The following is a 22920-nucleotide window of genomic DNA, read 5'->3' on the forward strand; positions in this document are numbered from 1 at the left end:
TGAGGCCGGTGCCGGCAGCGACCACCGCTGCCGGCACCGGCCTTCTCGTGCCACGGGCGTCATACGTCGTCCAGCGTGCCGAGACCGGTGAGCGCGCCCACCGGGTCCAGATCGGGAGTGCCGCGGGGCCACCAGTCGTCCCGGCCCGGCTCCGACTCGTAGGCGTACCACAGGCCGTCACGGCCGAGGCGGAGCTGGACGTGGCCGCGCGGATGGGTGAGGCGGTTGCGCCAGGGGCGGAACGCCGGGAGGTCGGCGGCGAGCAGCAGCGGGCGGGCCCGGTCGAAACGGCCGGCCGGCGGATCCCACGGCTCCTCCAGGACGGCCAGCCCGTCGGGGCCGCCCTGCCGCCAGGCCGCGACGGCCCGCGCGAGGTCGGCCGGGGTACGGCCGACGGCCGCGGCCAGCGTGGCGTAGAGCGCGCGGGTGGCGGCGGTGAGCCCGGAGCCGGGGCGGGCCGCGGCCAGGCGCACCGCGTCCTGCCACAGGGTCAGCTCCCCCACCGGGTCCCGTCCGGTGGTGAGCAGCGCGTGGGCGCGGGCGGCGGCGTCGGTCGCCAGCTGGTCCAGCGCGAAGGGATCCGGGCCGCCGGGCGCCGCCGGATACACCGGCGGCTGCTCGGGGTGCGGGGGCACCGGCGACGGCGGCGGAAGCGGCGGCAGTTCACGCGGGGCGAGGGCGTCGGTGGCGCGAACACCGGGCAGGGTCTCCGGCTGCCGGTCCCGGGCGGCGCGGGCCGCGCGGGCGGCGCTGCGCCGGGACAGCGCGTCGAGCAGGCTCTGCTCACCCCGGCCGCGCAGCAACAGCAGCACGAACGGGTCGGCGTCGAGCAGCCGCGCCGTCTGGTAACAGAGCGCGGCCGCGTGCTTGCAGGGGTGCCCGGCGTCGGGACAGCTGCAGTGAGGTACGAGATCGCCGGGGCCGGGCAGCAACGGCACACCGCAGTCGGCGAGGGACTGGGGCAGCTCCTTGTCGAGCAGCGCGGCGATGTGGCCCGGCCGGTCGGCGGACGCGTCCAGGAAGCGCGCCCAGTCCTCGTCGTCCAGCGTGCGGACCCGCACCTGTACGCGGTAGGGGCGCGGACGGCTACCGCGGACGTACGCCAGCACGAGCCCCGGGGTCACCGTGATCGCGTCGACGTGCCCCTGGTCGGCGTACCCCCGGCCCCGCGCCAGCCTCTTGGGATCCAGCGCCCCCTGCTCCAACGCGTCCACCCAGGCGTTCCCCCACCAGGTCCCCGCGAACGGCGCACCCTCCGCCGTGGCCTCCCGCGGCCCGAACTCCGGGAAGGTACGGCGCAGTTCATTGTCACGGTGCGGGGTGGCCATGGTGGTGGGCAGGTGCGGGGGTGATGCGGTGGGGGTGGGGGATGGGGCTGACTCTGGGTCTGCTGGGGCCGGGGCCGGGTCTGGGTCTGTGGGGTGCGGGGTGGTGGGGTCTGGGTTCGTGCGCGGGGACGTCCGCTCGGCGGGTGTGAGGTCCGGCCCGGCGGTGTCCGGGTGCTGCTCCTCCTCCGTGTCGGGCCATGTCGGCATCCGGAAGGCAGTCTCCAGGTAACGCCGCATGTCCTGGACCGCCTTGATCCGGGCGGCCCGCGCGGCGGAGCCCGATTCGGAGGCCGTGGCGCGCGCCGACGTGGGACGGTCGGAGCTTCCCGCCGCCGCTCGGGCCCCGCGCCATGCGCGCGGCTCCTCCGCCCCCGTCCGCCCACGGGCGGCGTCCTCTCCCTCGGCGCGCGCAGCCTGCCGCCGGGCCGCCCGCAGCGCTTCCCGGGCGACATCGGCAGGCCGAGCCTGCGGCCTGGCGGCGCCGCCCTCGGGCTTGCCGGTCTCGGGCTTGCCGGTCTCGGGCTTGCCGGTCTCGGGCTTGCCGTCCTCGGGCTTGCCGGTCTCAAGTGTGCGGGTCTCGGGTGTGCCGCCCGTGCCCCGGCCCCCCAGCGCCGCAGCAGCTTCGTCGTCGCCGCGCCGCGCCGGCTTCGTCTCCCGGAGCGCCGCGCGCGCCGCCTCCCCCGCCTCTACAGCCCCGGAGCCGGTGTGCTCCGCCTCGCCGGGGATGTAGACGGCCCCCTCGGAGGGGTCCGTCCCCGAGCCCTCCGGCGCCGCACCTCGCCCCGCGCCCACCGCCGGTGCGCTCCCGGGCGCGGTCGCCGGACGAACCGAAGCGTCTTCGCCCCTCTCCGCACGCTCGCCCGGCCCCCGCTCCCCCTCCACGCGCTCGCCCGGCCCCCGCTCCCCCTCCGCACGCTCGGCCAGCGCCCCCTCCTCGCCCTCACGCTCGGCCCGGGCCCGTGCTCGGGCGGCTCGCAAGGCGCGGCGGGCGGCGGCTGCGGGGCTTTCGTCCTCGGGGGTCACGACGGCCTCCTCAGTGAGACGAGGTCGGACAGCTCGCGGTCGGTGAGTTCGGTGAGGGCCGCCTCGCCGGAGCCGAGGACGGCGTCGGCCAGGGCGCGCTTGGCGGTGAGCATCTCGGCGATGCGGTCCTCCACCGTGCCCTCGGTGACCAGGCGGTGGACCTGGACGGGCTGGGTCTGGCCGATGCGGTAGGCGCGGTCGGTGGCCTGTTCCTCCACCGCCGGGTTCCACCAGCGGTCGAAGTGGATGACGTGGCCCGCGCGGGTGAGGTTCAGGCCGGTGCCCGCCGCCTTCAGGGAGAGGACGAGGACCGGGGTCTCGCCGCTCTGGAAGCGGTCGACCATGCGCTCGCGCTCCGGCACGGGCGTACCGCCGTGCAGCAGGTCGACCGGGACCGCGCGGGCGGACAGGTGGGCGGTGATGAGGCGGGCCATGCCGACGTACTGGGTGAAGACGAGCGCCGAGCCGTCCTCGGCGAGCAGGGTGTCCAGCAGCTCGTCGAGCAGGGCGAGTTTGCCGGAGCGGTGGACCAGGCGGTCCGGGTGCGCGTCCTCCTTCAGATACAGCGCCGGGTGGTCGCAGATCTGCTTCAGGGCGCCCAGCAGTTTCAGGACCAGGCCGCGCCGCGCCATGCCCTCGGCGGTCTCGATGGCCAGCATCGACTCGCGCACCACTGCCTCGTACAGCGCGGCCTGCTCGCGGGTGAGGGGGACGGGGTGGTCCGTCTCGGTCTTCGGGGGCAGCTCGGGGACGATGCCGGGGTCGGACTTCTTGCGGCGCAGCAGGAAGGGACGGACCAGGCGGGCCAGGCGCTCGACCGCCTCCGCGTCCTCGCCGTTCTCCACCGCTCGCGCGTGCCGGGCGCGGAAGGACTTCAGGGGGCCGAGGAGTCCGGGGGTGGTCCAGTCGAGCAGGGCCCACAGTTCGGAGAGGTTGTTCTCCACCGGGGTGCCGGTGAGCGCCACGCGCGCGGGGGCGGGGAGGGTGCGCAGCGCCTTGGCCGTGGCGGAGTACGGGTTCTTCACGTGCTGGGCCTCGTCGGCGACGACCATGCCCCAGGGGCAGTCGGCGAGCTGGGCGGCCGCCGACCGCGCGGTGCCGTAGGTGGTGAGGACGAAGCCGCCGTCGACGCCCTCCAGGGTGCGGTCCGGGCCGTGGAAGCGGCGGACGGGGACGCCGGGCGCGAACCGGGTGATCTCCCGCTGCCAGTTGCCGAGCAGGGAGGCCGGGCAGACCACGAGGGTCGGCTCGGTGCGGGCGCGCTTCAGGTGCAGGGCGATGAGGGTGACGGTCTTGCCGAGGCCCATGTCGTCGGCGAGGCAGCCGCCGAGGCCGAGGGAGGTCATGAGGTCCAGCCAGGCGAGGCCGCGCAGCTGGTAGTCGCGGAGGGTGGCGTTCAGGCCCGGGGGCGGGTCCGCCGGGCGCAGCCCCGCCGTGAGCCGGTCGCGGAGGGCGGCCAGCGCGCCGACGGGGACGGCCTCGACGCTCTCGCCGTCGACGTCGGCGGTGCCGGTGAGCGCGACGGACAGCGCGTCGACCGGGTCGAGCAGGCCCAGTTCCCGTTTGCGGGCCTTGCGGACGAGGGCCGGGTCGACCAGCACCCAGCGGTCCCGGAGCCGTACGACCGGGCGGTGGGCCTCGGCGAGGGCGTCCATCTCGTCCTCGCTGAGCGGGTCACCGCCGAGCGCCAGCTGCCAGCGGAACTGGAGCAGTTCCTCGCTCTCGAAGAAGCCGGTGCCGTCGGTCGCCGAGCCGGGCGCCGGGCGGACCACGGCGGCGGCCGTGAGGTCCCGGGCGAGGTCCCGCGGCCAGTGCACGGCGACGCCGGCGGCGGCCAGGCGGGCGGCGCCGGCGCCGAGCAGCTCCCCCAGCTCCTCCTCGGACAGGGCGAGGACGTCCGGCACGTCCTGCTCGGCGAGCCGCTCCAGGGGCGGCCACACCCGGGCCGCGCGCCGCACCGCGAGGGCGGCGTCCACGCGTGCGCGGGGCCCGAACGCCGTGTCGGCCTCCCCCGCCCACAGGGCCGCCGCGTCGGCCACCAGGGTGGGGTCGGCGAGGCTGTGCACCTGCACGATCGCGGCTCCGGCGGCACGGGCGCCGTCGCTGGCGCCCGCGTCGAAGACGTCGTACGCGGACAGGTCGAGGCGCAGGGAGATCCGCACGCCGGCGTCCATGCCGGCGGCGACCTCGGCCGCCCAGTCGTGGGCCTGGGGCAGCGCGACGGGCTCCCGGGCGGCGAACGGGCGGCCGGCGGTGTGCGGGGCGGCCGGAGTGCGGGGCAGGGTGTCGGCGACCGCGTCGAGGAAGGAGCGGATCAGGGCCTCCGGCTCGGGCAGCCGCAGCGGCCCGGGAGCCGCGAGCGGCACGGCGTGGCCCTCCGGGGGCAGGGCCGCGGCGATCGCGCGCAGGTGGGCGATGTCCTCCGGCTCCAGCGGGCCGGCCCGCCAGGCGTCGTGGCCGGCCGGGGTGAGGCCCGGCAGCAGGCGGCCGCGGGCGGCCAGCCGCAGCGCGTGCAGCGCGGCGGCGCCCCAGCAGGCCGTGGCCGGATGGGCGGCCGGGTCACGGCGGGCCCGGACCAGCAGGGGCAGGGCATCGGCGAGCGGCAGGGTCAGCGCGCGCACCTGCCGGCGGCGCACCCCGGCGCCATGCCGTCGGACGACCGTGAGCTCGTCGGTGCCGCCCTCGACGGGCCCCGCGTCGGGGTCCCAGAAGGCGATGCGGCCCTCGCGCGGGAGGGGCGCCGGAAGGTAGACGGACGCGAGGCGCGCCGGGACCGGGTTGCCGGTCCGACCGGAGCCCGCCGTGCGCTCGGCCGGCGCTGCCGTGCCGCCTGTGCTCATACGTCCTGCCACCTCCCGTCCCTGTGCCGGATCAGACGTCTTCGACTCTACGGGCGGGGTCTGACAATCGGTCCCGGCAGCGGGCGGGGCCCGCTGGTCACGGGACCGTGCGCGAGACGACGTAGACCATCGGGTAATTCGGGTCGGACATGTTCACGACCACGTCCTGGGTGGGCGCCGGGTTCTTCTGCGCGTGGGTCAGGCCCCACCAGGCGCCGGTGCCGGTGAAGCGCCAGCCGCTGACCTTCTGGTCGCGGGCGCCGATGGCGATGTCGCCCTTCTTCAGCTGCTCCCGGCGCGTCCCCATGGTCTGCAGGAAGGCGTCCAGGCCGGCGTCGTTGGTGCGGAACTGCACGTACAGGCGGCTGGTCTTCCAGTTGTTCGTCTCGTAGGAGGCGATGTAGTCGGCCGGGTGCGGGACGGTCACCTGGTACAGGCGGCGCTGCACCTTCGACGGCCAGCCCGGGGTCAGGCCGGTCGCCGAGTACTTGGCCTCCTTGTCCTTGCCGCTGTTGCGGCTCTGGTTCGCGGAGATCACCAGGTAGCCGGCCGGGACGCCGATCAGCAGGACGATGATCAGCAGGGTGAGGGCGCGGCGCCTGGCCTTGTGCCCGGGGTTCTCGGCGGGGTGGCGCGGCTCGTCCGTCGCGGCGGCCTGGCGGGGCAGGGAGGCGGTCATGCGGTGTCCCGGTCGCGGCGCGCCTGGGCGTACCGCTCGTAGCGTTCGTAGCGCTCCACCCGGCGGCGCTTGGCCCGGCGGAACCGGCGGGCGACCAGCCGGGCCAGGTCGGCGGCGCCCACCATGCCGGCCTCGGGGCCTAGCTGGGCGCGGGTGATGCGGGCCTCGGGGCGGTAGCCGCGGCCGGTGAGGTGGCGCTTGAAGGCGTCCCGGGCCGGGCCGATGAGCAGGTCGTCGGCGGCCGAGACCCCGCCGCCGATGACGAAGCAGGACGGGTCGAGGGCGGCGGCGAGGTTGGCGATGCCGACGCCGAGCCACTGGCCGATGTCCTGGAGCAGCTCGACGCACATGGCGTCGCCCTCGCGGGCCAGCTCGGTGATCATCGGGCCGGTGATCTCGTGGATGTTGCCCTTGACGTGCTCGATGATCCCGTAGGCCACCGGGGAGTCGGCGGCGGCCAGCTCCTTGGCCTCGCGGACGAGCGCGTTGCCGGAGCTGTACTGCTCCCAGCAGCCGCGGTTGCCGCACGGGCAGCGGTGTCCGCCGGGCACGACCTGCATGTGCCCGAACTCACCGGCGACGCCGTACTTGCCCCGCTTGACCTGGCCGTCCTCCAGGATGGCGCCGCCGATGCCGGTGCCGAGCGTGATCATGACGAGGTGGTCCTCGCCGCGGCCCGCGCCGAAGCGCCACTCCGCCCAGGCGGCGGTGTTGGCGTCGTTGTCGACCAGGACCGGGACCGCGAGGCGGCCGGCGATGCGGTCGCGCAGCGGTTCGTTGCGCCAGGACAGGTGGGGCGCGAACAGGACGCGGTTGCGGTCGGCGTCGACCCAGCCGGCCGCGCCGATGCCGACGGCGTGCACGTCGTGCCGGTCGGACAGGTCCAGGACCAGTTCGACGATGGTGTCCTCGACGACCTTGGGGCTCTTGGACTTGTCCGGGGTCTCCGTGCGGAGTTTCTCCAGGATGTTGCCGTCGGCGTCCACGACGCCCGCCATGACCTTGGTGCCGCCGATGTCGATGCCGACCGTCGGCACCCGGGGTGCGGTCAGGTGGGAGCGGCGTTCCCTGGTGCCGACCGTGCGGAGCACGGGGGCCCTGCGGGAGCCGATGGGGGCGGTGAGGTCGCGGTAGGTGCTCATCGTTCGTCGATTCTGCCTCACCGCGGGTACAGCCGGCGTACGGGTGCGGAGAGGGCGGTACGCGCGCGTGGCCGGGTGCGGGGCCTGTCGGTCCGGCCCCGCACCCCTCAGTCCCGCTGCAGTTCGTGGCGCAGGGCGTCGAGGTCGGCTCCGCCCGCCATCTGCCGGGTCAGCTCGTCCAGGGTCGTCTCGTCGCGTGTGTAATGGCCCACCATGGTGCCCCGGCGCAGCAGCACGAACCTGTCCCCCACCAGGTACGCGTGATGCGGGTTGTGGGTGATCAAGACAACACCCAGCCCTTCGTCCCGTGCCGCGGCCACATATTTCAGGACCACACCGGACTGCTTCACGCCCAGTGCCGCCGTCGGTTCGTCCAGGACCAGGACCTTCGCGCCGAAGTGGACGGCGCGGGCGATCGCCACGCACTGGCGTTCTCCGCCGGAGAGGGTGCCGATGGGCTGGTCGACGTCCCGCAGGTCGATGCCCATGCGCAGCAGCGCCTCGCGGGTCGTACGGCGCATGAGGTCGATGTCGAGGCGCTTGAAGGGGCCGGTGCCCTTGCGGGGCTCGGACCCCAGGAAGAAGTTGCGCCAGACCGGCATGAGGGGGACCACCGCCAGGTCCTGGTAGACCGTGGCGATGCCGCGGTCCAGGGCGTCGCGCGGGGAGGTGAGGGTGGTCTCCTCCCCCTCGATGCGCAGGGTGCCGCCGTCGTGCCGGTGCAGGCCCGCGACGATCTTGATCAGGGTGGACTTGCCGGCTCCGTTGTCGCCGAGGACGCAGGTGATCTCGCCCGCGCGGACCTCCAGCGAGACGCCTTCCAGGGCGCGGACGGTGCCGTAGTGCTTGCTGACGTCGGTCAGCTGGACGAGTGTCATGCGTCGGCCTCCGCGCGCTTGCGCACCCAGGCGTTGAGCAGGGTCGCGAGGAGCAGCATCGCTCCGAGGAAGAACTTGAACCAGTCGGGGTTCCACTCGGCGAAGACGATGCCCTTGCTCGTCATGCCGAAGAGGAGGGCGCCCACGGCGGAGCCGATCGCGCTGCCGTAGCCGCCGGTGATCAGGCAGCCGCCGATGACGGCCGCGATGATGTAGATCAGCTCGTTGCCGACGCCCTCGCCGGACTGGACGGCGTCGAAGGAGAAGAGCAGGTGCTGGCCGGAGACCCAGGCGCCGAAGGCCACGCCCGTGTAGAGGCCGATCTTGGTCTTCGCGACCGGGACGCCGACCGCGCGGGCCGCGTCCTGGTTGCCGCCGACGGCGAAGATCCAGTTGCCGGCCCGGGTGCGCAGCAGGATCCAGGAGGCGAGGGCGACCAGGCCCAGCCACCACAGGATGGTGACCTTGACGCCGACGCCGCCGACGGCGAGCGTCGAGGCGAAGACGGCGTGGGCGGAGGGGAAGCCCTCCATGTCGCCGATGGTCTTCGTGGACACCGTGCCGTCGATCAGCTTGGTGAAGCCGAGGTTCATGCCGGTCAGCATCAGGAAGGTGCCCAGCGTGATGATGAAGCTGGGCAGCTTCGTACGGGTCAGCATGAAGCCGTTGAAGGCGCCGACGGCGAGCGTGACCAGGAGCGAGACCCCCACGCCGACCCAGGTGTTCGCCGTCATCTGGTAGCTGGACATCGAGGAGATGAGCGCGGAGGAGGTCACCAGGACGCCCGCCGACAGGTCGAACTCGCCGCCGATCATCAGCAGCGCCACCGGTACGGCCATGATGCCGATGGTCGAGGAGGCGTACAGGACCGTGCTGAGGCTGGAGGCGTTGAGGAAGCCGTCGGCGGCGCAGGCGAAGAAGACGAAGACGGCGAGCGCGCCGACGACCGAGCCCAGTTCCGGCCGGGAGAGCAGCTTCTTCAGCGGCGAGCTGCGCAGAATCCTTTCGTCAGCGGTCTTCGGGGGTTCCGCGGACGTCTTCTCGGCGGTCGCGCTCATCGGGTGCCCCGCTCGGTGTACGCGGCCAGCGCGGCGGCCTCGTCCTTGGTGACGATCTGCGGGCCGGTCAGCACCGGTTTGCCGCCGCCGAGGACGTCGCCGTTGTACTTGTAGGCCCACAGCAGGTCGACCGCCTCGTACCCCTGGAGGTACGGCTGCTGGTCCACGGCGAAACCGAGGATGCCGTTCTTCAGCTCGGCGGCGACCTGGGCGTTGAGGTCGAAGGTGTCGATCTCGGCCTTGCTGCCCGCGTCGTTCTTCGCCTTCACGGCGGTGTCGGCGTAGGGGGCGCCGAGGGTGACGACGGCGTCGACGGAGTGGTCGGCCTGGAGCTTGGCCTCGACGGCGGACTGGACGTCGGGCATGTTCGTGCCGTTGACGTAGAGCTTCTGGAGCGATCCGCGGAAGGTCTTGGCGACGCCGTCGCAGCGCTGCTCGTGGCCGACGTTGCCCTGCTCGTGCAGCACGCACAGGGCCTTCTTCCTCCCGCGCTTGTTCAGCTCCTCGCCGACGGCCTCGCCGGCGATCGTCTCGTCCTGCCCGATGTGGGTGAGGGCGCCGAAGGCCTTGGACTCCTCGGAGCCGGAGTTCACCGTGACGACCGGGATGCCGGCCTTCTCGGCGCGGGCCACGGCGGCCTTCATGGCGTCGGGCTTGGCGAGAGTGACGATGATGCCGTCGACCTTCTTGTCGACCGCCGCGTCCACCAGCTGGGCCTGCTGCTGGGCCTGGTCGTCGTGCGAGTACAGGAAGTTGATGTTGTCCTTGACGGCGGCCTGCCTGGCGCCGCTCTGCACGATGTCCCAGAAGGTGTCGCCGTCTCCCGAGTGGGTGATCATCGCGAAGGTCCAGCGCGGGGTGTTCACCGCCGCCCTTCCCTGGGCGGCGGCGGCCTTGCGGGCGTCCTCCGCCCGCTTGCCCCCGGTGCTGCTGCACGCTGCCAGAGACAGCGAAAGTGCCCCGGTCAGCGCGATGACTGCCCAGGTCCGAAACCGTGCCACGAGGCGATGCCCCTTCTTGCTGTGTCCGTCTTGCCGTGTTCGTACGTGCGCGAGGGGCCGGCGATCAGCTCGGCGGCCCCAAATGCTTCAGTATCGAACACGGGTGACGCTCATGACACAGCGGGGAGCGGCCGCCCGTTCGCATGTCCGGACATTGCGACGAATCCGGGGCCGGGATCAGGACCGTACGAGCAGCTGGAACTCGAACGAGTAGCGCGTGGGGCGGTAGACGTGGTCGCCGAACTCGACCGCCCGGCCGGTGTCGTCGAAGGTGGTGCGCTGCATGGTGAGCAGCGGCGCGCCCTCGGTCTCGGTGAGCCGCTCGGCCTCGGCGGCGGTGGCTCCGCGGGCGCCGATGGACTGGCGGGCGCTGTGCAGGGTGATCCCGGCGGAGCGCATCAGCCGGTACAGGCCGGTGGCCTCCAGCTGGTCGGTGTCCAGGTCGAGCAGGCCGGTCGGGAGATGGTTGATGAGGTACGCCATGGGCTCGCCGTGCGCGAGGCGCAGCCGCTCGACGCGGTGCACCTCGCCACCCTCGGGCACGCCGAGCGCGGCGGCGACCGCGGCGGAGGCGGGCACCAGGGTGTTGACCAGCACCTTGGTCGCGGGGCGCTGGCCGGCCGCCTCCAGGTCGTCGTAGAGGCTGCTCAGCTCCAGCGGGCGCTTGACCTGGCTGTGCACCACCTGCGTGCCGACGCCTCGGCGGCGCACCAGGAGACCCTTGTCGACCAGGGACTGGATCGCCTGGCGGACGGTCGGCCGGGACAGGCCGAGCCGCGCGGCCAGCTCGATCTCGTTGCCGAGCAGACTGCCCGGGGTGAGGCTGCCGTGCTCGATGGCGGCCTCCAGCTGCTGGGAGAGCTGGAAGTACAGCGGCACCGGGGAGCTACGGTCCACATGGAGGTCGAGCGACACGGTGGGGTCCACATCTGGTTTCGGCACGGGCCCGAGCGTAGCCCCGTGGCCGGTTGACGGGAAGTTGTGAAGTCCGATTGTCCGGACATACGCATTGACAGGGCGCGGGGTCCGAGCCCACTTTGTTTCCATGCGCATCGGGGTCATCGGTACGGGCCGCATCGGCACCCTTCACGCGAGAACGCTCAGCCGGCACCGCGACGTCGGATCGCTGATCCTGACGGACGCGGATCCGGCACGGGCGCAGGGCCTGGCGCACCGGCTGGGCGAGACGGCGGCGCCGGGAGTGGACGAGATCTTCACCTGGGGCGTGGACGCGGTGGTGATCACCACCGCGACGCCGGCCCACGCCGAACTGATCGGCCGGGCAGCCCGCTCGGGCCTGCCGGTGTTCTGCGAGAAGCCGATCGCGCTCGACCTGCCGGGCACGCTGCAGGCGATCGCCGAGGTGGAGGCGGCGGGAACGATCCTGCAGATGGGGTTCCAGCGGCGCTTCGACGCGGGATACGCCGGCGCCCGCGAGGCCGTCCACTCCGGACGGCTGGGCCGGCTGCACACCGTGCGCGCGCTCACGTGCGACCAGTCCCCTCCCCCGCCCGAGTGGCTGCCGCTGTCCGGCGGGCTGTTCCGGGACACGCTGATCCACGACTTCGACGTGCTGCGGTGGGTGACGGGCCGCGAGGTGACCGACGTGTACGCCACCGGGTCGGACGCCGGGCCCGCGATGTTCCGCGAGGCCGGGGACGTCGGCACGGGCGCGGCGCTGCTCACGCTGGACGACGGCACGCTCGCCACCGCCACGGCGACCCGGCTGAACGGCGCCGGGTACGACGTGCGCATGGAGCTGGCCGGGGAGCGGGACACGGTCGTGGTGGGCCTGGACGACCGTACGCCGCTGGCGTCCACCGAGCCGACCGGGCCGCCGCCCGCGGACAAGCCGTGGCCGGGCTTCCTGGAGCGGTTCGGCCCCGCGTACGAGGCCGAGCTGAACGCCTTCGTGGACGTGATCCGCGGCGAGCGCCCCAACCCCTGCGACGGCCACCAGGCCCTCCAGGCACTCCGCGTGGCAGAGGCCTGCGAGCTCTCCCGACGGGAACGACGCCCGGTGGCCCTGACGGAGATCCCGGACCGGGCGCGGGCGGCTGGCGGGTGACCGGGCGGGGATGTCCGTCGGCCCCACCGACGCATGGCCCACGCAACTGGTCGCCGTACTCCCAGCGCACCGGGCCCTCGGCCTACCAGCGCACCGGCAGGGTGCGGACTCCTCTCATCAGCAGGCCGGGGAGCCACTCGCCGGGTGGGCCGTCGAGGGTGAGGGCGGGGGCGCGGTGCAGGAGGGTGCCGATGGCCGTGCGGCCCTCCAGGCGGGCCAGGGGTGCGCCCAGGCAGTAGTGGATGCCGTGGCCGAAGCCCAGGTGGCCGCGGGTGTCGCGGCGGATGTCGAAGCGGTCCGGTTCGGCGTAGCGCGCGCCGTCGCGTCCGGCGGCGGTGAGGCCGATGACCACATGGGCGCCCCGCTCGATGGCCACGCCGCCGAGCTCCAGCGGCTCCGCGGCGAACCGGTAGGTGGCGCTCTGCACCGGGCCCTCGTAGCGCAGCATCTCCTCGACGGCGCCGTCCAGGAGGCTCGTGTCGGCGCGCAGCGCGGCGAGTTGGTCCGGGTGGGTCAGCAGGGCGTGGACGCCGTTGCCGATGAGGTTGACGGTGGTCTCGTGGCCCGCGACCAGCAGCAGGAAGGCCATGCCGCGCAGCTCCTGCGCGGAGAGCCGGTCGCCGTCCTCGGCGGTGGTGCGGAGCAGATCGCTGAGCAGGTCGTCGGTGGGGCCGGAGGCGCGCTTGTCCTCGATCAGCTCGGTGAGGTACGCGCCGAGGCGGACCATCGCCTCGTATCCCGTCTGCTCGGTGGTCGGGGCGACCACCTCCGTGGACGTCTTGCGGAACTCCTCGCGGTCCATGCCCGGGACGCCGAGGAGTTCGCAGATGACGGTGATGGGCAGCGGGTAGGCGAGGGAGGCGATGAGGTCGGCGCGGCCGGCCGGCAGCATCTCGTCCAGCAGTTCGTCGGTGATCTGCTGGACGCGCGGGCGCAGTCGCTCCACCCGGCGCATCGTGAACGCCCGCGCGACCAGGCCGCGCAGCCGGGTGTGCTGCGGCGGATCGGTGGCCAGCAGATGCCGGCCGATCAGCTCCTGCTCCATCACGGTCACGCCGATCTTGCCGGCGTCCTTGGCCAGCCGGGTGTCGGCGAGGGCCGCCCGCGCCTCTGCGTACCCCACGATCAGCCAGGACGCGTCCGCCCAGCCCGGCAGCCGGACCCGGTGCACGGGGCCCTGCTCGCGGAGCCGGGCGTACACCGGATGCGGATCCGTGCGCAGCGCCTCCGCGAACTCCCCCAGTTCGACGACATGTTGCCCGTCCATCGCTCCCCTTCCGGACGCCCCCGAGGCCCACCGGGCTCCTCCCGGCACTACGACAACGCGCGGCGAGCGGGCTTGGTGCCCGCCGTAGGTGAGAAGCGCGGGCTACGCCGATGAACGTGCAGACGGCGTGTGCCCGGTTAACTCCCCGAGAACTCATGGGACTTACCGGGAAACTCCACATGCTTGTCATTGACATGCCACCGTCTACGCGCGTCATCATGAGCCCATGAGATTCCCCCCACACATCACCCGCATCGGCGCCGCGGCCGCCGTCCTGTCCGCTCTCCTCGTCGGCGGCACCGTCAGCGCCACCCCGGCGTCCGCCGCGGTCGGCAGCATCTGCTACGGCGACCTGCCCTCCCAGGCGCACGACACCCTGGATCTGATCGACCAGGGCGGCCCCTTCCCGTACTCGCAGGACGGCACCGTCTTCTCCAACCGCGAAGGCGTCCTGCCCAGCGAGCCCAGCGGGTACTACCACGAGTACACGGTGATCACGCCCGGCTCCTCCACCCGCGGCGCGCGCCGTATCGTCACCGGTGAGCAGTACCAGGAGGACTACTACACCTCCGACCACTACGCCACGTTCGATCTCATCGACTTCGGTTGCTGAGCTCCGGCATTCCGTCAGGACGACACCACGTGCGCGTGCCCTGTCAGGGCACGCGCACCGGCGTTCTTCTCCGGTGCCCCGCGGAGCGATCGCCGGGGACCGGCGCTCAGCCGTCCCAGGTCCAGTCGGCGACCTCGGGCAGGTCCATGCCGTGTTCGCGGATCCAGACGTGGTGGCGCTGGCGGGCGTCCTCCATCCGCTGGCGTACGGCGGCGGCGCGGACCGCGAGGCCGGGGACGCGGTCGATGACGTCCATCACCAGGCGGTAGCGGTCGAGGTCGTTGCGGACCACCATGTCGAACGGGGTGGTCGTGGTGCCGATCTCCTTGTAGCCGCGCACGTGCAGGTGCCCGTGGCCCGTACGGCGGTAGGCCAGGCGGTGGATCAGCCACGGGTAGCCGTGGTAGGCGAAGATCACGGGCTTGTCGGCGGTGAACAGGCCGTCGTACTCGAAGTCGCTCATTCCGTGCGGGTGTTCCTCACTGGGCAGCAGCCGGGCGATGTCGACGACGTTGACCACCCGCACCGCCAGGTGGGGCAGGTGCCGGCGCAGCAACTGGGCGGCGGCCAGCACCTCCTGGGTGGGGACGTCGCCCGCGCAGGCGAGGACGACGTCCGGTTCCCGCGTGCCGTCCTCGGTGCCCGCCCACTCCCAGATGCCGGCGCCGCGCGCGCAGTGCACCGTGGCGTCCTGCATGGGCAGCCAGTCGAAGCAGGGCTGCTTGCCGGCGACGATGACGTTGACGTAGTCGCGGCTGCGCAGCGCGTGGTCGGCGACGGACAGCAGGGTGTTGGCGTCCGGCGGGAAGTAGACCCGCACGGCCTCGGGGCTCTTGTTGAGGATGTGGTCGACGAAACCGGGGTCCTGGTGGGAGAAGCCGTTGTGGTCCTGGCGCCACACGTGCGAGGTCAGCAGGTAGTTGAGCGAGGCGATGGGGGCCCGCCAGGGCAGCCGCCGGGTGGTGCGCAGCCATTTGATGTGCTGGTTGACCATCGAGTCGACGATGTGCACGAAGGCCTCGTAGCAGGAGAACAGCCCGTGCCGGCCGGTGAGGAGGTAGCCCTCCAGCCAGCCCTGGCAGGTGTGTTCGGACAGGATCTCCATCACCCGGCCGTGCCGGTCGAGGTGCTCGTCCACGTCGAGCGTGCCCGCCTGCCAGGCCTTGCCGCTGGCCGCGTAGACGGCCTGGAGCCGGTTGGAGGCCGTCTCGTCCGGGCCGACGAGCCGGAAGTCGCGCCGGTCCGCGGTGGCGGCCATGACGTCCTGGAGCATGTCGCCGAGGACCCGGGTCGGTTCGTGCAGGGTGGCGCCGGGCTTGTCGACCTCGACGGCGTACTTCTCCAGCGGCGGCAGGGGCAGTTCACGCAGCAGCAGGCCTCCGTTGGCGTGCGGGGTGGCGCCGAGCCGGCGGGTCCCCTCGGGGATGCAGGCCAGCACGTCCGGGCGGGGGGCGCCGTGTTCGTCGAACAGTTCCTCGGGGCGGTAGGAGCGCAGCCACTGCTCCAACTGCCGCAGGTGTTCGGGGTTGTCGCGGACGGCGGCCAGCGGGACCTGGTGGGCGCGCCAGGTGCCCTCCACGGGCAGGCCGTCGACTTCCGCGGGCCCGGTCCAGCCCTTCGGGGTGCGCAGCACGATCACCGGCCAGCGCGGCCGCTCGGTCGCGCCGTCCTCACGGGCGGTGCGGTGGATCGCCGCGATGCGGTCCAGCGCGGTGTCCATCGCCCGCGCCATCGCCCGGTGGACGGCCGCGGGGTCGTCGCCGGTGACGTGGACCGGGTCGTGGCCGTAACCGCGCAGCAGTTCGTCGAGCTCGCTCTCCGGGATCCGGGCCAGCACGGTCGGGTTGGCGATCTTGTAGCCGTTCAGGTGCAGGATCGGCAGCACCGCGCCGTCGCGGACCGGGTCGAGGAACTTGTTGGAGTGCCAGGAGGCGGCCAGCGGGCCGGTCTCGGCCTCCCCGTCGCCGATCACGCAGGCCACCAGCAGGCGGGGGTTGTCCAGGGCGGCGCCGTAGGCGTGGGAGAGCGCGTAGCCGAGTTCGCCGCCCTCGTGGATCGAGCCGGGCGTCTCCGGCGCGACATGGCTGGGCACCCCGCCGGGGAACGAGAACTGCTTGAAGAGCCGGGCCATGCCGGCGGCGTCCCGGGTGATGTCGGGGTACGTCTGCGTGTACGACCCCTCCAGCCAGGAGTTGGCCAGCACGGCCGGGCCTCCGTGGCCGGGTCCCCACACGCACAGCGCGTCCAGGTCACGGGCCTTGATCACCCGGTTGAGGTGGGTGTGCACGAGGTTCAGGCCCGGAGAGGTGCCCCAGTGGCCGAGCAGACGCGGCTTGACGTGCTCGGGCCGCAGCGCCTCGGTCAGCAAGGGGTTGGCCATCAGGTAGATCTGGCCGACGGACAGGTAGTTCGCCGCGCGCCAGTGCGCGTCCAGCGACCTCAGCTCGTCCTCCTCCAGCTGTGCGGGCGCCTGCTGCGTGTCGACGGCCATGGGGGTTCCTTTCCGTGTCGGGGCAGCGGTCGGGGTGTCGTGCGACGGGGTCGCGGTCTCCACCCTCCGCCGCAGCGCCGGGTGCCCGACAGGGCCGTTCGGGTCACACCCGCCGACGGCATCCACCGCGAGGCCGCTTCCGGTGCGGTTGGGCCCAGGTCAGGTGCGCGGCTGCGCGGTGCCGGTCCCGTACCGCGCATGGAGGGGGGTGTTCCGCGACGACTCCGAGACGGGAGAAAGGGCACACTCGTCCCATGCAGAAGTTCTCCCTCGACGCCCTTGTCCGCGAGCACCTGGAACGGGCCACCGCCGCCGCATCCTCCCCCGGCCGCAGCGCCGAGACCGTCTACGGCGGCCACGAACACGTCCTGCGCCAGACCCTCATCGCGCTGCGCGCCGGCACCGACCTGTCGGAACACGAGAACCCCGGCGAGGCCACGGTGCAGGTGCTGCGCGGCCGGGTACGGCTGCGCAGCGGCGACGAGGAGTGGGAGGGCATGGCCGGCGACCTGCTCCTCGTGCCGCCCGCCCGGCACAGCCTGCAGGCCCTGGAGGACGCCGCCGTCCTGCTGACGGTCGCCAAACCCCGCTGACCCGCCCCCCGGCCGCCCGCGCACGGAGGTCGTCGATCTCTCGGCCCGCACATCCGGCAGTTGTTCCGGCAGGCGCGGGTTCTCGGCGCGCGGCGCGTGGTTCCTCCGCGTCGGCTAGGCGTTTTCCGGGAGGTCGTACGAGCCGTAGCGGGGGGTTCCTGTGAGGTCGTAGGACTGGAGGGAGACGCCGGCGGAGGTGACGCGTCCGGCGGTGTGGGTGAACGCGGTGGGTACGGCGCCCTCGGTGAACAGGCGGAGGCCGGAGCCGAGCACCACCGGGAACGTCAGCAGGTGCAGGGTGTCGAGGAGCCTGAGGTCGATCAGGGAGCGGACGAGGGCGCCGCTGCCGTGCACCTGGAGTTCGCCGTCGGTGCGCTCCTTCAGGGCGGTGACCTCCTTGGCGAGGTCGCCGTCGATCACGGTGGTGCCGGACCAGCCGGGGTCGGTGAGGGTGGCCGAGGGGACGTACTTCGGCAGGGCGTTCAGCCGGGAGGCGACGGGGTCGTGCGGGTCGGTCACCTTCGGCCAGTACGAGGCGAAGATGTCGTACGTGCGGCGGCCGAGCAGGAACGCGCCCGCGCAGTCGAAGACCTCGGTGACGAACCGGCCGAAGTCGTCGTCGCCGTATGTGAAGCTCCAGCCGCCGTGCTCGAAGCCGCCCCGGGTGTCCTCCTGGGGGCCGCCGGGCGCCTGGTAGACGCCGTCGAGGGTGACGAAGATCGTGGAGACGAGCTTGCCCATGGCGGGTGCCTTCTTCCGGGTGCGGGGTCTGCTGTCATCACCTCAGACCCCGCCGCCGCCCGTAAGTCATCGGCTCAGCCGGCGTGGGTGGAGAACAGTCCGCCCGTCGGGCCCTGCTTGTCGCCGCCCTGGGCCTTCTTCAGGGCGTTGGCGAGGCTCTCGATGGTGAGGGACTGCAGGATCACCCGGCCGTTGCCCTCCAGGGTGGCCAGGGACAGGCCCTCGCCGCCGAACACGGCGTTCATGATCCCCTGGCGGTTGAGGCCGCCGACGCGCTGGACGCCGTACTGGATGCCCTCCTCGAAGGCGACCACACAGCCGGTGTCCACCTCGATGCGGCCGCCGAAGTCGGCCGGGTTGAGGTCGATGAAGTTGCCCGCGCCGGCGATGATCACCGTGCCGTACCCGGTGAACTTCTCCAGGACGAAGCCCTCGCCGCCGCTCATGCCGGTGCGGCCGCCGGCGAAGGCGATGCCGAAGTCCACGGTGGACTCGGCGGCCACGAAGGCGTCCTTCTCGGCGAACCACGCGCGCGTGCCGTCCAGTTCCAGGGCTCGCATCTCGCCCGGCAGGACGCCCGCGAAGCCGACCGTGCCCTGGCCGCCCTGGGAGGTGAAGTACTGGAACGCCAGCGACTCGCCCGCGAGCATGCGCTGGCCGACCTGCATGGCGGTGCCCATGGCCTGGCGCAGCAGGCCTCCCATGCCGCCACCCTGCTGCTGGCCGCCGCTGTTCGACGGGCCGGACAGGCGCGTCTCCATGGTCACGTTCGTCGTCTTGAACAGGAACTTTCCGGCCTCGCAGTACACGGTCTGGCCGGGCTGCAGGTTGACGACCGCCATCTGCATGGCGTTGCCGACGATCTCTTGCTGAAGTGTCACGCGGGAAGAACGCGGGAGACGGACCCGTAAGTTCCAGCCGTCCGGAATCGGGTCCGTGTGGGTGACACGCGGGGCGCCCCGGTGCTGTCCGGGCCGGGGCGCCCCGCGCGCGTCAGGGGGCGGGTCAGCCGCCCAGTTCCTGGTGGCGGGCGGCGAGGCCGGCGGCGCCCTGCTCGGTCAGGGAGCCGTACAGGCGCAGGCGGGAGATGCCGCCGTCGGGGAAGATGTCGATCCGCGCGTGCGTGCCGACGGCGGGCTCGGGGAGCACGAAGCGGTGGTTGGTGTCGGGCTGCAGGCGGGTGCGGGGAAGGATCTCACTCCACTCACCGTTGTCGCCGTCCTTCACGGACACCGACGCCCAGCCGGCGCTGTTGCCCTTCAGGTAGGCCGTGTCGATCTCGATCGCGCGGATCTGGGACTGGGCCACGAGCTGGTAGCGGATCCAGTCGTTGCCCTGGTCGCGACGGCGGCGGGTCTCCCAGCCGTCGTCCATCTTGCGGGAGCGGCCCGGCTGGATCGTGTTGGTGGCCGGCGAGTAGAAGAGGTTGGAGGCGTCCTCGACCCGGCCGCCGTTCTCGAGCGCGACCACGTCGAAGGTGCCCAGAACCGACAGCCACCGCGGGTCCGGGACGACCTCGCCGTACACGCGCAGGCGGGCGATGCCGCCGTCGGGGTGCTGGTTGACGCGCAGGTGCGTGAAGCGCTGCTCGGCGGTGACCTCGAAACCGTTCGCCGCGTGACCGCCGACGGCGGTGCGCGGGACGATCGTCGTCCACTTCACGTCGTCGCCCAGCAGCTCCTCCGGGGACGGCGCGCCGGGTACGGACGTCGCCTCGACGGACACCGCCTGCGGGTAGTTGCCGCGGAAGTGGGCGGTGTCGACGACGATCCCGCGGATCACGCCGGGTGCGCCGAGCCGGACCAGCGCCCAGTCGTGGTCCTCGGCGGTCGGCCAGGGGTGCTCGGCGGAGATGCCGCGCCGGCGGCGGGTCTCCCAGCCGTCCATGATCTTGCCCTTGTGCCCGAAGTGCTCGGGGTCGAACTCGGCCCGCTCGGGCACCAGCAGGTTCTCGCGCTGGGCGAAGAACTCGTCGTTGGCGGCGATGACACCGGCGCCGAGCTGCCGGTCGGCGAGGTTGGCGTACTGGGTGAAGGGGAAGTCGGCGGTGCGGTAGTCGGCGTACGGGTCGCCGCCTCCGTAGGGGTTCGCGTCGCCGGTGAAGCTGGCCAAACTCGATTGATGCAGCGCCGTCACGGTGATCAGGGGGTCCTTTCTGGGAGTCGGCCGGGTGCGGGTGCGGGGGTGGCTTACCGGGGGCGGGCGAGCAGGGTGCCCTTCGGGTCGGTGAACTCGCCGCCGTGGACGATGCGTTCGCCGCGCAGCCAGGTGGACTTCACGACGCCGTACAGGGTCTTGCCGGCGTACGCGGTGACCCGGTTGCGGTGCTGGAGGCCGGCCGGGTCGACGGTGAAGGTCTCGTCGGGGGCGAGGACGGCGAAGTCGGCGTCGTGGCCGGGCGCGATGGCGCCCTTGCGGGCGTCGAGGCCGGCCAGGGCGGCGGTCCTCGCGGACATCCAGCGCACGACGTCCTCCAGGCCGTGGCCACGCGCGCGTGCCGCGGTCCATACGGCGGACAGGCTGAGCTGGAGGCCGGAGATGCCGCCCCAGGCGGTGGCGAAGTCGTCGGTCTTCAGGTCGGCGGTGGAGGGCGAGTGGTCGGTGACGACGCAGTCGATGGTGCCGTCGGCCAGCGCCTCCCACAGCAGGTCCTGGTTGGCGGCCTCGCGGATCGGCGGGCAGCACTTGAACTCGCTGGCGCCGTCCGGGACTTCCTCGGCGGTGAGGGTGAGGTAGTGCGGGCAGGTCTCGACCGTGATCTTCACGCCCTCGGCGCGGGCGGCGCGGATCAGCGGCAGCGCGTCGCTGGAGGACAGGTGCAGAACGTGCACGCGCGCGTGGAGGCGGCGGGCCTGCGCGACGAGGTTCGCGATGGCGGTGTCCTCGGCGTCGCGCGGCCGGGAGGCGAGGAAGTCGGCGTACTTGGGGCCGCCGTGCTGGGGGGCGGCGGCGAGGTGGTGCGGGTCCTCGGCGTGCACGATCAGCAGGCCGTCGAAGCCGGCGATCTCCGCCATGGACTGGGCCAGCTGGTCCTGGTCGAGGTGCGGGAACTCCTCCACGCCGGACGGCGACAGGAACGCCTTGAAGCCGAAGACGCCGGCGTCGTGCAGGGGACGCAGGTCCTTGACGTTGTCGGGCAGGGCGCCGCCCCAGAAGCCGACGTCGATGTGCGCCTTGTCGCGGGCGACGTCCTGCTTCGTCCGCAGGTTCTCGACGGTCGTGGTCGGCGGGAGGGAGTTGAGCGGCATGTCGATCAGGGTGGTGATGCCGCCGGCCGCCGCCGCGCGGGTGGCGGTCCAGAAGCCCTCCCACTCGGTGCGGCCCGGGTCGTTGACGTGCACGTGGGTGTCGACCAGGCCGGGCAGCAGGACGTGGTCGCCGAGGTCCTCCAGCCGGGCGCCGGCCGGGACCGGTGCGTCGTACGGCAGGACGGCCGTGATCGTGCCGGCGGACACGGCGACCGTGGCGGCCCGCGTCCCTTCCGGAGTGATGACGCGCGTCGAGCGCAGGACCAGTTCAGCGTCGGACACCCGAACCCCTCTCTGTACCGCCGTTTTACGCCCAGGAAACGGGATTTACACCCACGTAACGGATTTCAACGTTCTGTTGAAGGAGTCTTCACTCCCGCCCGTCCGCCGTCAAGGGGCACACTGCTCGCCAGCACACCGGCCGCTCCCACTCTGGACGTTTCCACAAAGCGGAATTAGAATTCCAGCAAGCAGAACGTAGCTATGTACAAGCAGGGAGTCAACCGGCCGCCGGGTAGGCTTCTCACCTCCCGCCAGTCCCGAAAGGAACGCGCCGTGCCGACGTCCAACGCCAGCACCACCGACTCCGCCAAGCCCTCCGCCGCGGGCGGGGTCCAGTCCCTCGAGCGCGCCTTCGATCTGCTCGAGCGGATGGCGGACGCGGGCGGCGAGGTCGGTCTGAGCGAGCTGTCCGCGACCAGCGGGCTGCCGCTGCCCACCATCCACCGGCTGATGCGCACCCTGGTCGCCTGCGGGTACGTCCGCCAGCAGCCGAACCGGCGGTACGCGCTCGGACCGCGCCTGATCCGGCTCGGCGAGTCGGCGGCCCGGCTGCTGGGCACCTGGGCGCGGCCGTATCTCGCCCGGCTGGTCGAGGAGACCGGCGAGACCGCGAACATGGCACTGCTGGACGGCGACGAGATCGTCTACGTCGCCCAGGTGCCGTCGAAGCACTCGATGCGCATGTTCACCGAGGTCGGGCGCCGGGTGCTGCCGCACTCGACCGGCGTGGGCAAGGCGCTGCTGGCCGGGGTGCCGGACGACGAGGTGCGCGCGCTGCTGTCCCGCACCGGGATGCCGGCCGCGACCGAGAAGACGATCACCACGCCGGAGGGCTTCCTCGCGGCGCTCGAGGACGTACGGCGGATGGGGTACGCCGTCGACGACAACGAGCAGGAGATAGGGGTACGCTGCCTGGCGGTGTCCGTACCGGACTCCCCGACGACCGCGGCGATCTCCATCTCCGGGCCGGCCGGGCGGGTCACCGAAGAGGCGACCGAGAAGATCGTGCCGGTGCTGCAGCAGACCGCCCTGGAGCTGTCCCAGGCGCTGGCCAGTTCGGGCGCCTGACGCAATCCGGGGGGCGCGGGAAACCGTGCGAGCAGCCCGGCGAACCCCGCGGCGCCGACGCTCCCGCGGCGCCGACGCTCCCGCGGCGCCGACGCTCCCATGCCCGCCGACACTCCCGCGCCCGCCGACGCCCCCATGCCCGCCGACACTCCCATGCCCGCCGACACTCCCAGGCCCGCCGACGTTTCCGCGCCGCCCGCCCCCGGCTTGGGCGCTCCGTCAGTTTCTCGGCGGTTCCCCGAACAGGTCCACCGCCTGCCGTACCTCCCCCAGCCCCCTGGCCAGGGCGCTGACCGAGCCGATGGCACCGGCGATCAGTAACAGGGCGCTGCGCAGGCGCGGGATCTCGGGTGCGCCGCCGGAGGCCATCGCCGCCAGCGTGGCCAGTTCGTCCTCGGCAATGGCGCGGTCGGGGAAGTCGGTCGGAAGCGCGGCGAGTTCACGGCGCAGGCGGGCCACCGCGGTCCGCAGTTCCGCCACCCTCGGGTCCTCGCCGCTGCCGGTCACTGGCCTCTGCCCCAAGCTCCGCAACACAGCCCTCCCCCTCACACTCCGTCGTGCGCGGGCCAGTAAACGCCACCGCGTCCGGGAGCGCCACAG

Annotated in this window: 19 protein-coding genes; 4 read left to right on the top strand and 15 right to left on the bottom strand. The window is 72.9% G+C overall.

Annotation, left to right across the window (positions count from 1 at the left end):
• Positions 1-59: 59 nt before the first annotated feature.
• The 8 genes from AB0950_RS37170 to AB0950_RS37205 all read right to left on the bottom strand — a co-directional run bounded on the left by AB0950_RS37170 (position 60) and on the right by AB0950_RS37205 (position 10864).
• Entirely contained in the window at positions 60-2351 is a 2292-nt protein-coding gene (locus tag AB0950_RS37170; RefSeq protein WP_366780442.1) for an SWIM zinc finger family protein, read from the bottom strand.
• A complete protein-coding gene (locus AB0950_RS37175) occupies positions 2348-5191 on the bottom strand; it encodes a DEAD/DEAH box helicase (protein ID WP_366780443.1) in 2844 nt (947 codons plus the stop codon). Before AB0950_RS37175 ends, AB0950_RS37170 begins: the two co-directional genes overlap by 4 nt.
• Positions 5192-5288: 97 nt before the next feature.
• Positions 5289-5870, bottom strand: a complete 582-nt coding sequence (locus AB0950_RS37180) for a sugar kinase (protein WP_360147267.1) — start codon at positions 5868-5870, stop codon at positions 5289-5291.
• Positions 5867-7012, bottom strand: a complete 1146-nt coding sequence (locus AB0950_RS37185; protein WP_360147270.1) for an ROK family glucokinase — start codon at positions 7010-7012, stop codon at positions 5867-5869. The genes AB0950_RS37180 and AB0950_RS37185 overlap by 4 nt, the downstream gene beginning before the upstream one ends.
• Positions 7013-7119: 107 nt before the next feature.
• Positions 7120-7890 (bottom strand): ATP-binding cassette domain-containing protein, encoded by a 771-nt coding sequence (locus AB0950_RS37190; protein WP_360570633.1) that lies wholly within the window; start codon positions 7888-7890, stop codon positions 7120-7122.
• Positions 7887-8948, bottom strand: coding sequence for an ABC transporter permease (locus AB0950_RS37195; RefSeq protein WP_366780444.1), 1062 nt, complete (start codon positions 8946-8948; stop codon positions 7887-7889). The genes AB0950_RS37190 and AB0950_RS37195 overlap by 4 nt, the downstream gene beginning before the upstream one ends.
• Positions 8945-9949: a sugar ABC transporter substrate-binding protein gene (locus tag AB0950_RS37200; RefSeq protein WP_360147279.1), complete on the bottom strand. Its 1005-nt coding sequence runs from the start codon at positions 9947-9949 to the stop codon at positions 8945-8947. The genes AB0950_RS37195 and AB0950_RS37200 overlap by 4 nt, the downstream gene beginning before the upstream one ends.
• A 177-nt stretch (positions 9950-10126) precedes the next feature.
• Entirely contained in the window at positions 10127-10864 is a 738-nt protein-coding gene (locus tag AB0950_RS37205; RefSeq protein ID WP_360570677.1) for a GntR family transcriptional regulator, read from the bottom strand.
• Between the two features lie 130 nt (positions 10865-10994).
• Here AB0950_RS37205 and AB0950_RS37210 point away from each other — a divergent pair, with 130 nt between their 5' ends.
• A complete protein-coding gene (locus AB0950_RS37210; RefSeq protein ID WP_360147282.1) occupies positions 10995-12017 on the top strand; it encodes a Gfo/Idh/MocA family oxidoreductase in 1023 nt (340 codons plus the stop codon).
• Between the two features lie 82 nt (positions 12018-12099).
• Here AB0950_RS37210 and AB0950_RS37215 read toward each other — a convergent pair whose 3' ends face one another.
• Positions 12100-13284, bottom strand: coding sequence for a cytochrome P450 (locus AB0950_RS37215; protein ID WP_366780446.1), 1185 nt, complete (start codon positions 13282-13284; stop codon positions 12100-12102).
• 226 nt (positions 13285-13510) lie between these two features.
• Here AB0950_RS37215 and AB0950_RS37220 point away from each other — a divergent pair, with 226 nt between their 5' ends.
• On the top strand, positions 13511-13897 hold the full coding sequence (locus AB0950_RS37220; protein WP_360147288.1) for a ribonuclease domain-containing protein: 387 nt from the start codon (positions 13511-13513) through the stop codon (positions 13895-13897).
• A gap of 106 nt (positions 13898-14003) precedes the next feature.
• Here the strand turns inward: AB0950_RS37220 and AB0950_RS37225 are convergent, their stop codons facing one another.
• Complete coding sequence (locus tag AB0950_RS37225; protein WP_366780447.1) at positions 14004-16388, bottom strand: phosphoketolase family protein; 2385 nt, start codon at positions 16386-16388, stop codon at positions 14004-14006.
• A gap of 254 nt (positions 16389-16642) precedes the next feature.
• Here AB0950_RS37225 and AB0950_RS37230 point away from each other — a divergent pair, with 254 nt between their 5' ends.
• Positions 16643-16981, top strand: a complete 339-nt coding sequence (locus AB0950_RS37230) for a cupin domain-containing protein (RefSeq protein WP_360147294.1) — start codon at positions 16643-16645, stop codon at positions 16979-16981.
• Positions 16982-17095: 114 nt separating this feature from the next.
• Here the strand turns inward: AB0950_RS37230 and AB0950_RS37235 are convergent, their stop codons facing one another.
• The 4 genes from AB0950_RS37235 to allB form a co-directional block, all read right to left on the bottom strand.
• Positions 17096-17722 carry a dihydrofolate reductase family protein gene (locus AB0950_RS37235; RefSeq protein WP_360147297.1) on the bottom strand — a complete coding sequence of 209 codons (627 nt, stop codon included), beginning with the start codon at positions 17720-17722 and terminating at the stop codon, positions 17096-17098.
• Between the two features lie 74 nt (positions 17723-17796).
• Positions 17797-18603, bottom strand: a complete 807-nt coding sequence (locus AB0950_RS37240) for an AIM24 family protein (protein WP_360570623.1) — start codon at positions 18601-18603, stop codon at positions 17797-17799.
• Positions 18604-18727: 124 nt separating this feature from the next.
• Positions 18728-19858 (bottom strand): allantoicase, encoded by a 1131-nt coding sequence (gene alc, locus AB0950_RS37245; RefSeq protein ID WP_360147303.1) that lies wholly within the window; start codon positions 19856-19858, stop codon positions 18728-18730.
• A 53-nt stretch (positions 19859-19911) separates the two neighbouring features.
• Positions 19912-21252 carry an allantoinase AllB gene (gene allB, locus AB0950_RS37250; RefSeq protein WP_366780448.1) on the bottom strand — a complete coding sequence of 447 codons (1341 nt, stop codon included), beginning with the start codon at positions 21250-21252 and terminating at the stop codon, positions 19912-19914.
• A gap of 273 nt (positions 21253-21525) precedes the next feature.
• Between allB and AB0950_RS37255 the strand changes: the two genes are divergently transcribed.
• Entirely contained in the window at positions 21526-22320 is a 795-nt protein-coding gene (locus AB0950_RS37255) for an IclR family transcriptional regulator (protein ID WP_360147309.1), read from the top strand.
• A gap of 219 nt (positions 22321-22539) precedes the next feature.
• Here the strand turns inward: AB0950_RS37255 and AB0950_RS37260 are convergent, their stop codons facing one another.
• Positions 22540-22854, bottom strand: a complete 315-nt coding sequence (locus AB0950_RS37260) for a DUF5955 family protein (protein WP_360147312.1) — start codon at positions 22852-22854, stop codon at positions 22540-22542.
• Positions 22855-22920 lie beyond the last annotated feature (66 nt).

The sequence above is a fragment of the Streptomyces sp. NPDC007189 genome, assembly GCF_040703635.1.
GTDB lineage: Bacteria > Actinomycetota > Actinomycetes > Streptomycetales > Streptomycetaceae > Streptomyces.

What these genes read in the sequence shown, in the direction of transcription:
- AB0950_RS37175 (WP_366780443.1), bottom strand. Translation starts at nt 5,191, where the DNA reads ATGAGCACAGGCGGCACGGCAGCGCCGGCCGAGCGCACGGCGGGCTCC.
- AB0950_RS37180 (WP_360147267.1), bottom strand. Translation starts at nt 5,870, where the DNA reads ATGACCGCCTCCCTGCCCCGCCAGGCCGCCGCGACGGACGAGCCGCGC.
- AB0950_RS37185 (WP_360147270.1), bottom strand. Translation starts at nt 7,012, where the DNA reads ATGAGCACCTACCGCGACCTCACCGCCCCCATCGGCTCCCGCAGGGCC.
- AB0950_RS37190 (WP_360570633.1), bottom strand. Translation starts at nt 7,890, where the DNA reads ATGACACTCGTCCAGCTGACCGACGTCAGCAAGCACTACGGCACCGTC.
- AB0950_RS37195 (WP_366780444.1), bottom strand. Translation starts at nt 8,948, where the DNA reads ATGAGCGCGACCGCCGAGAAGACGTCCGCGGAACCCCCGAAGACCGCT.
- AB0950_RS37210 (WP_360147282.1), top strand. Translation starts at nt 10,995, where the DNA reads ATGCGCATCGGGGTCATCGGTACGGGCCGCATCGGCACCCTTCACGCG.
- AB0950_RS37215 (WP_366780446.1), bottom strand. Translation starts at nt 13,284, where the DNA reads ATGGACGGGCAACATGTCGTCGAACTGGGGGAGTTCGCGGAGGCGCTG.
- AB0950_RS37220 (WP_360147288.1), top strand. Translation starts at nt 13,511, where the DNA reads ATGAGATTCCCCCCACACATCACCCGCATCGGCGCCGCGGCCGCCGTC.
- AB0950_RS37225 (WP_366780447.1), bottom strand. Translation starts at nt 16,388, where the DNA reads ATGGCCGTCGACACGCAGCAGGCGCCCGCACAGCTGGAGGAGGACGAG.
- AB0950_RS37230 (WP_360147294.1), top strand. Translation starts at nt 16,643, where the DNA reads ATGCAGAAGTTCTCCCTCGACGCCCTTGTCCGCGAGCACCTGGAACGG.
- AB0950_RS37235 (WP_360147297.1), bottom strand. Translation starts at nt 17,722, where the DNA reads ATGGGCAAGCTCGTCTCCACGATCTTCGTCACCCTCGACGGCGTCTAC.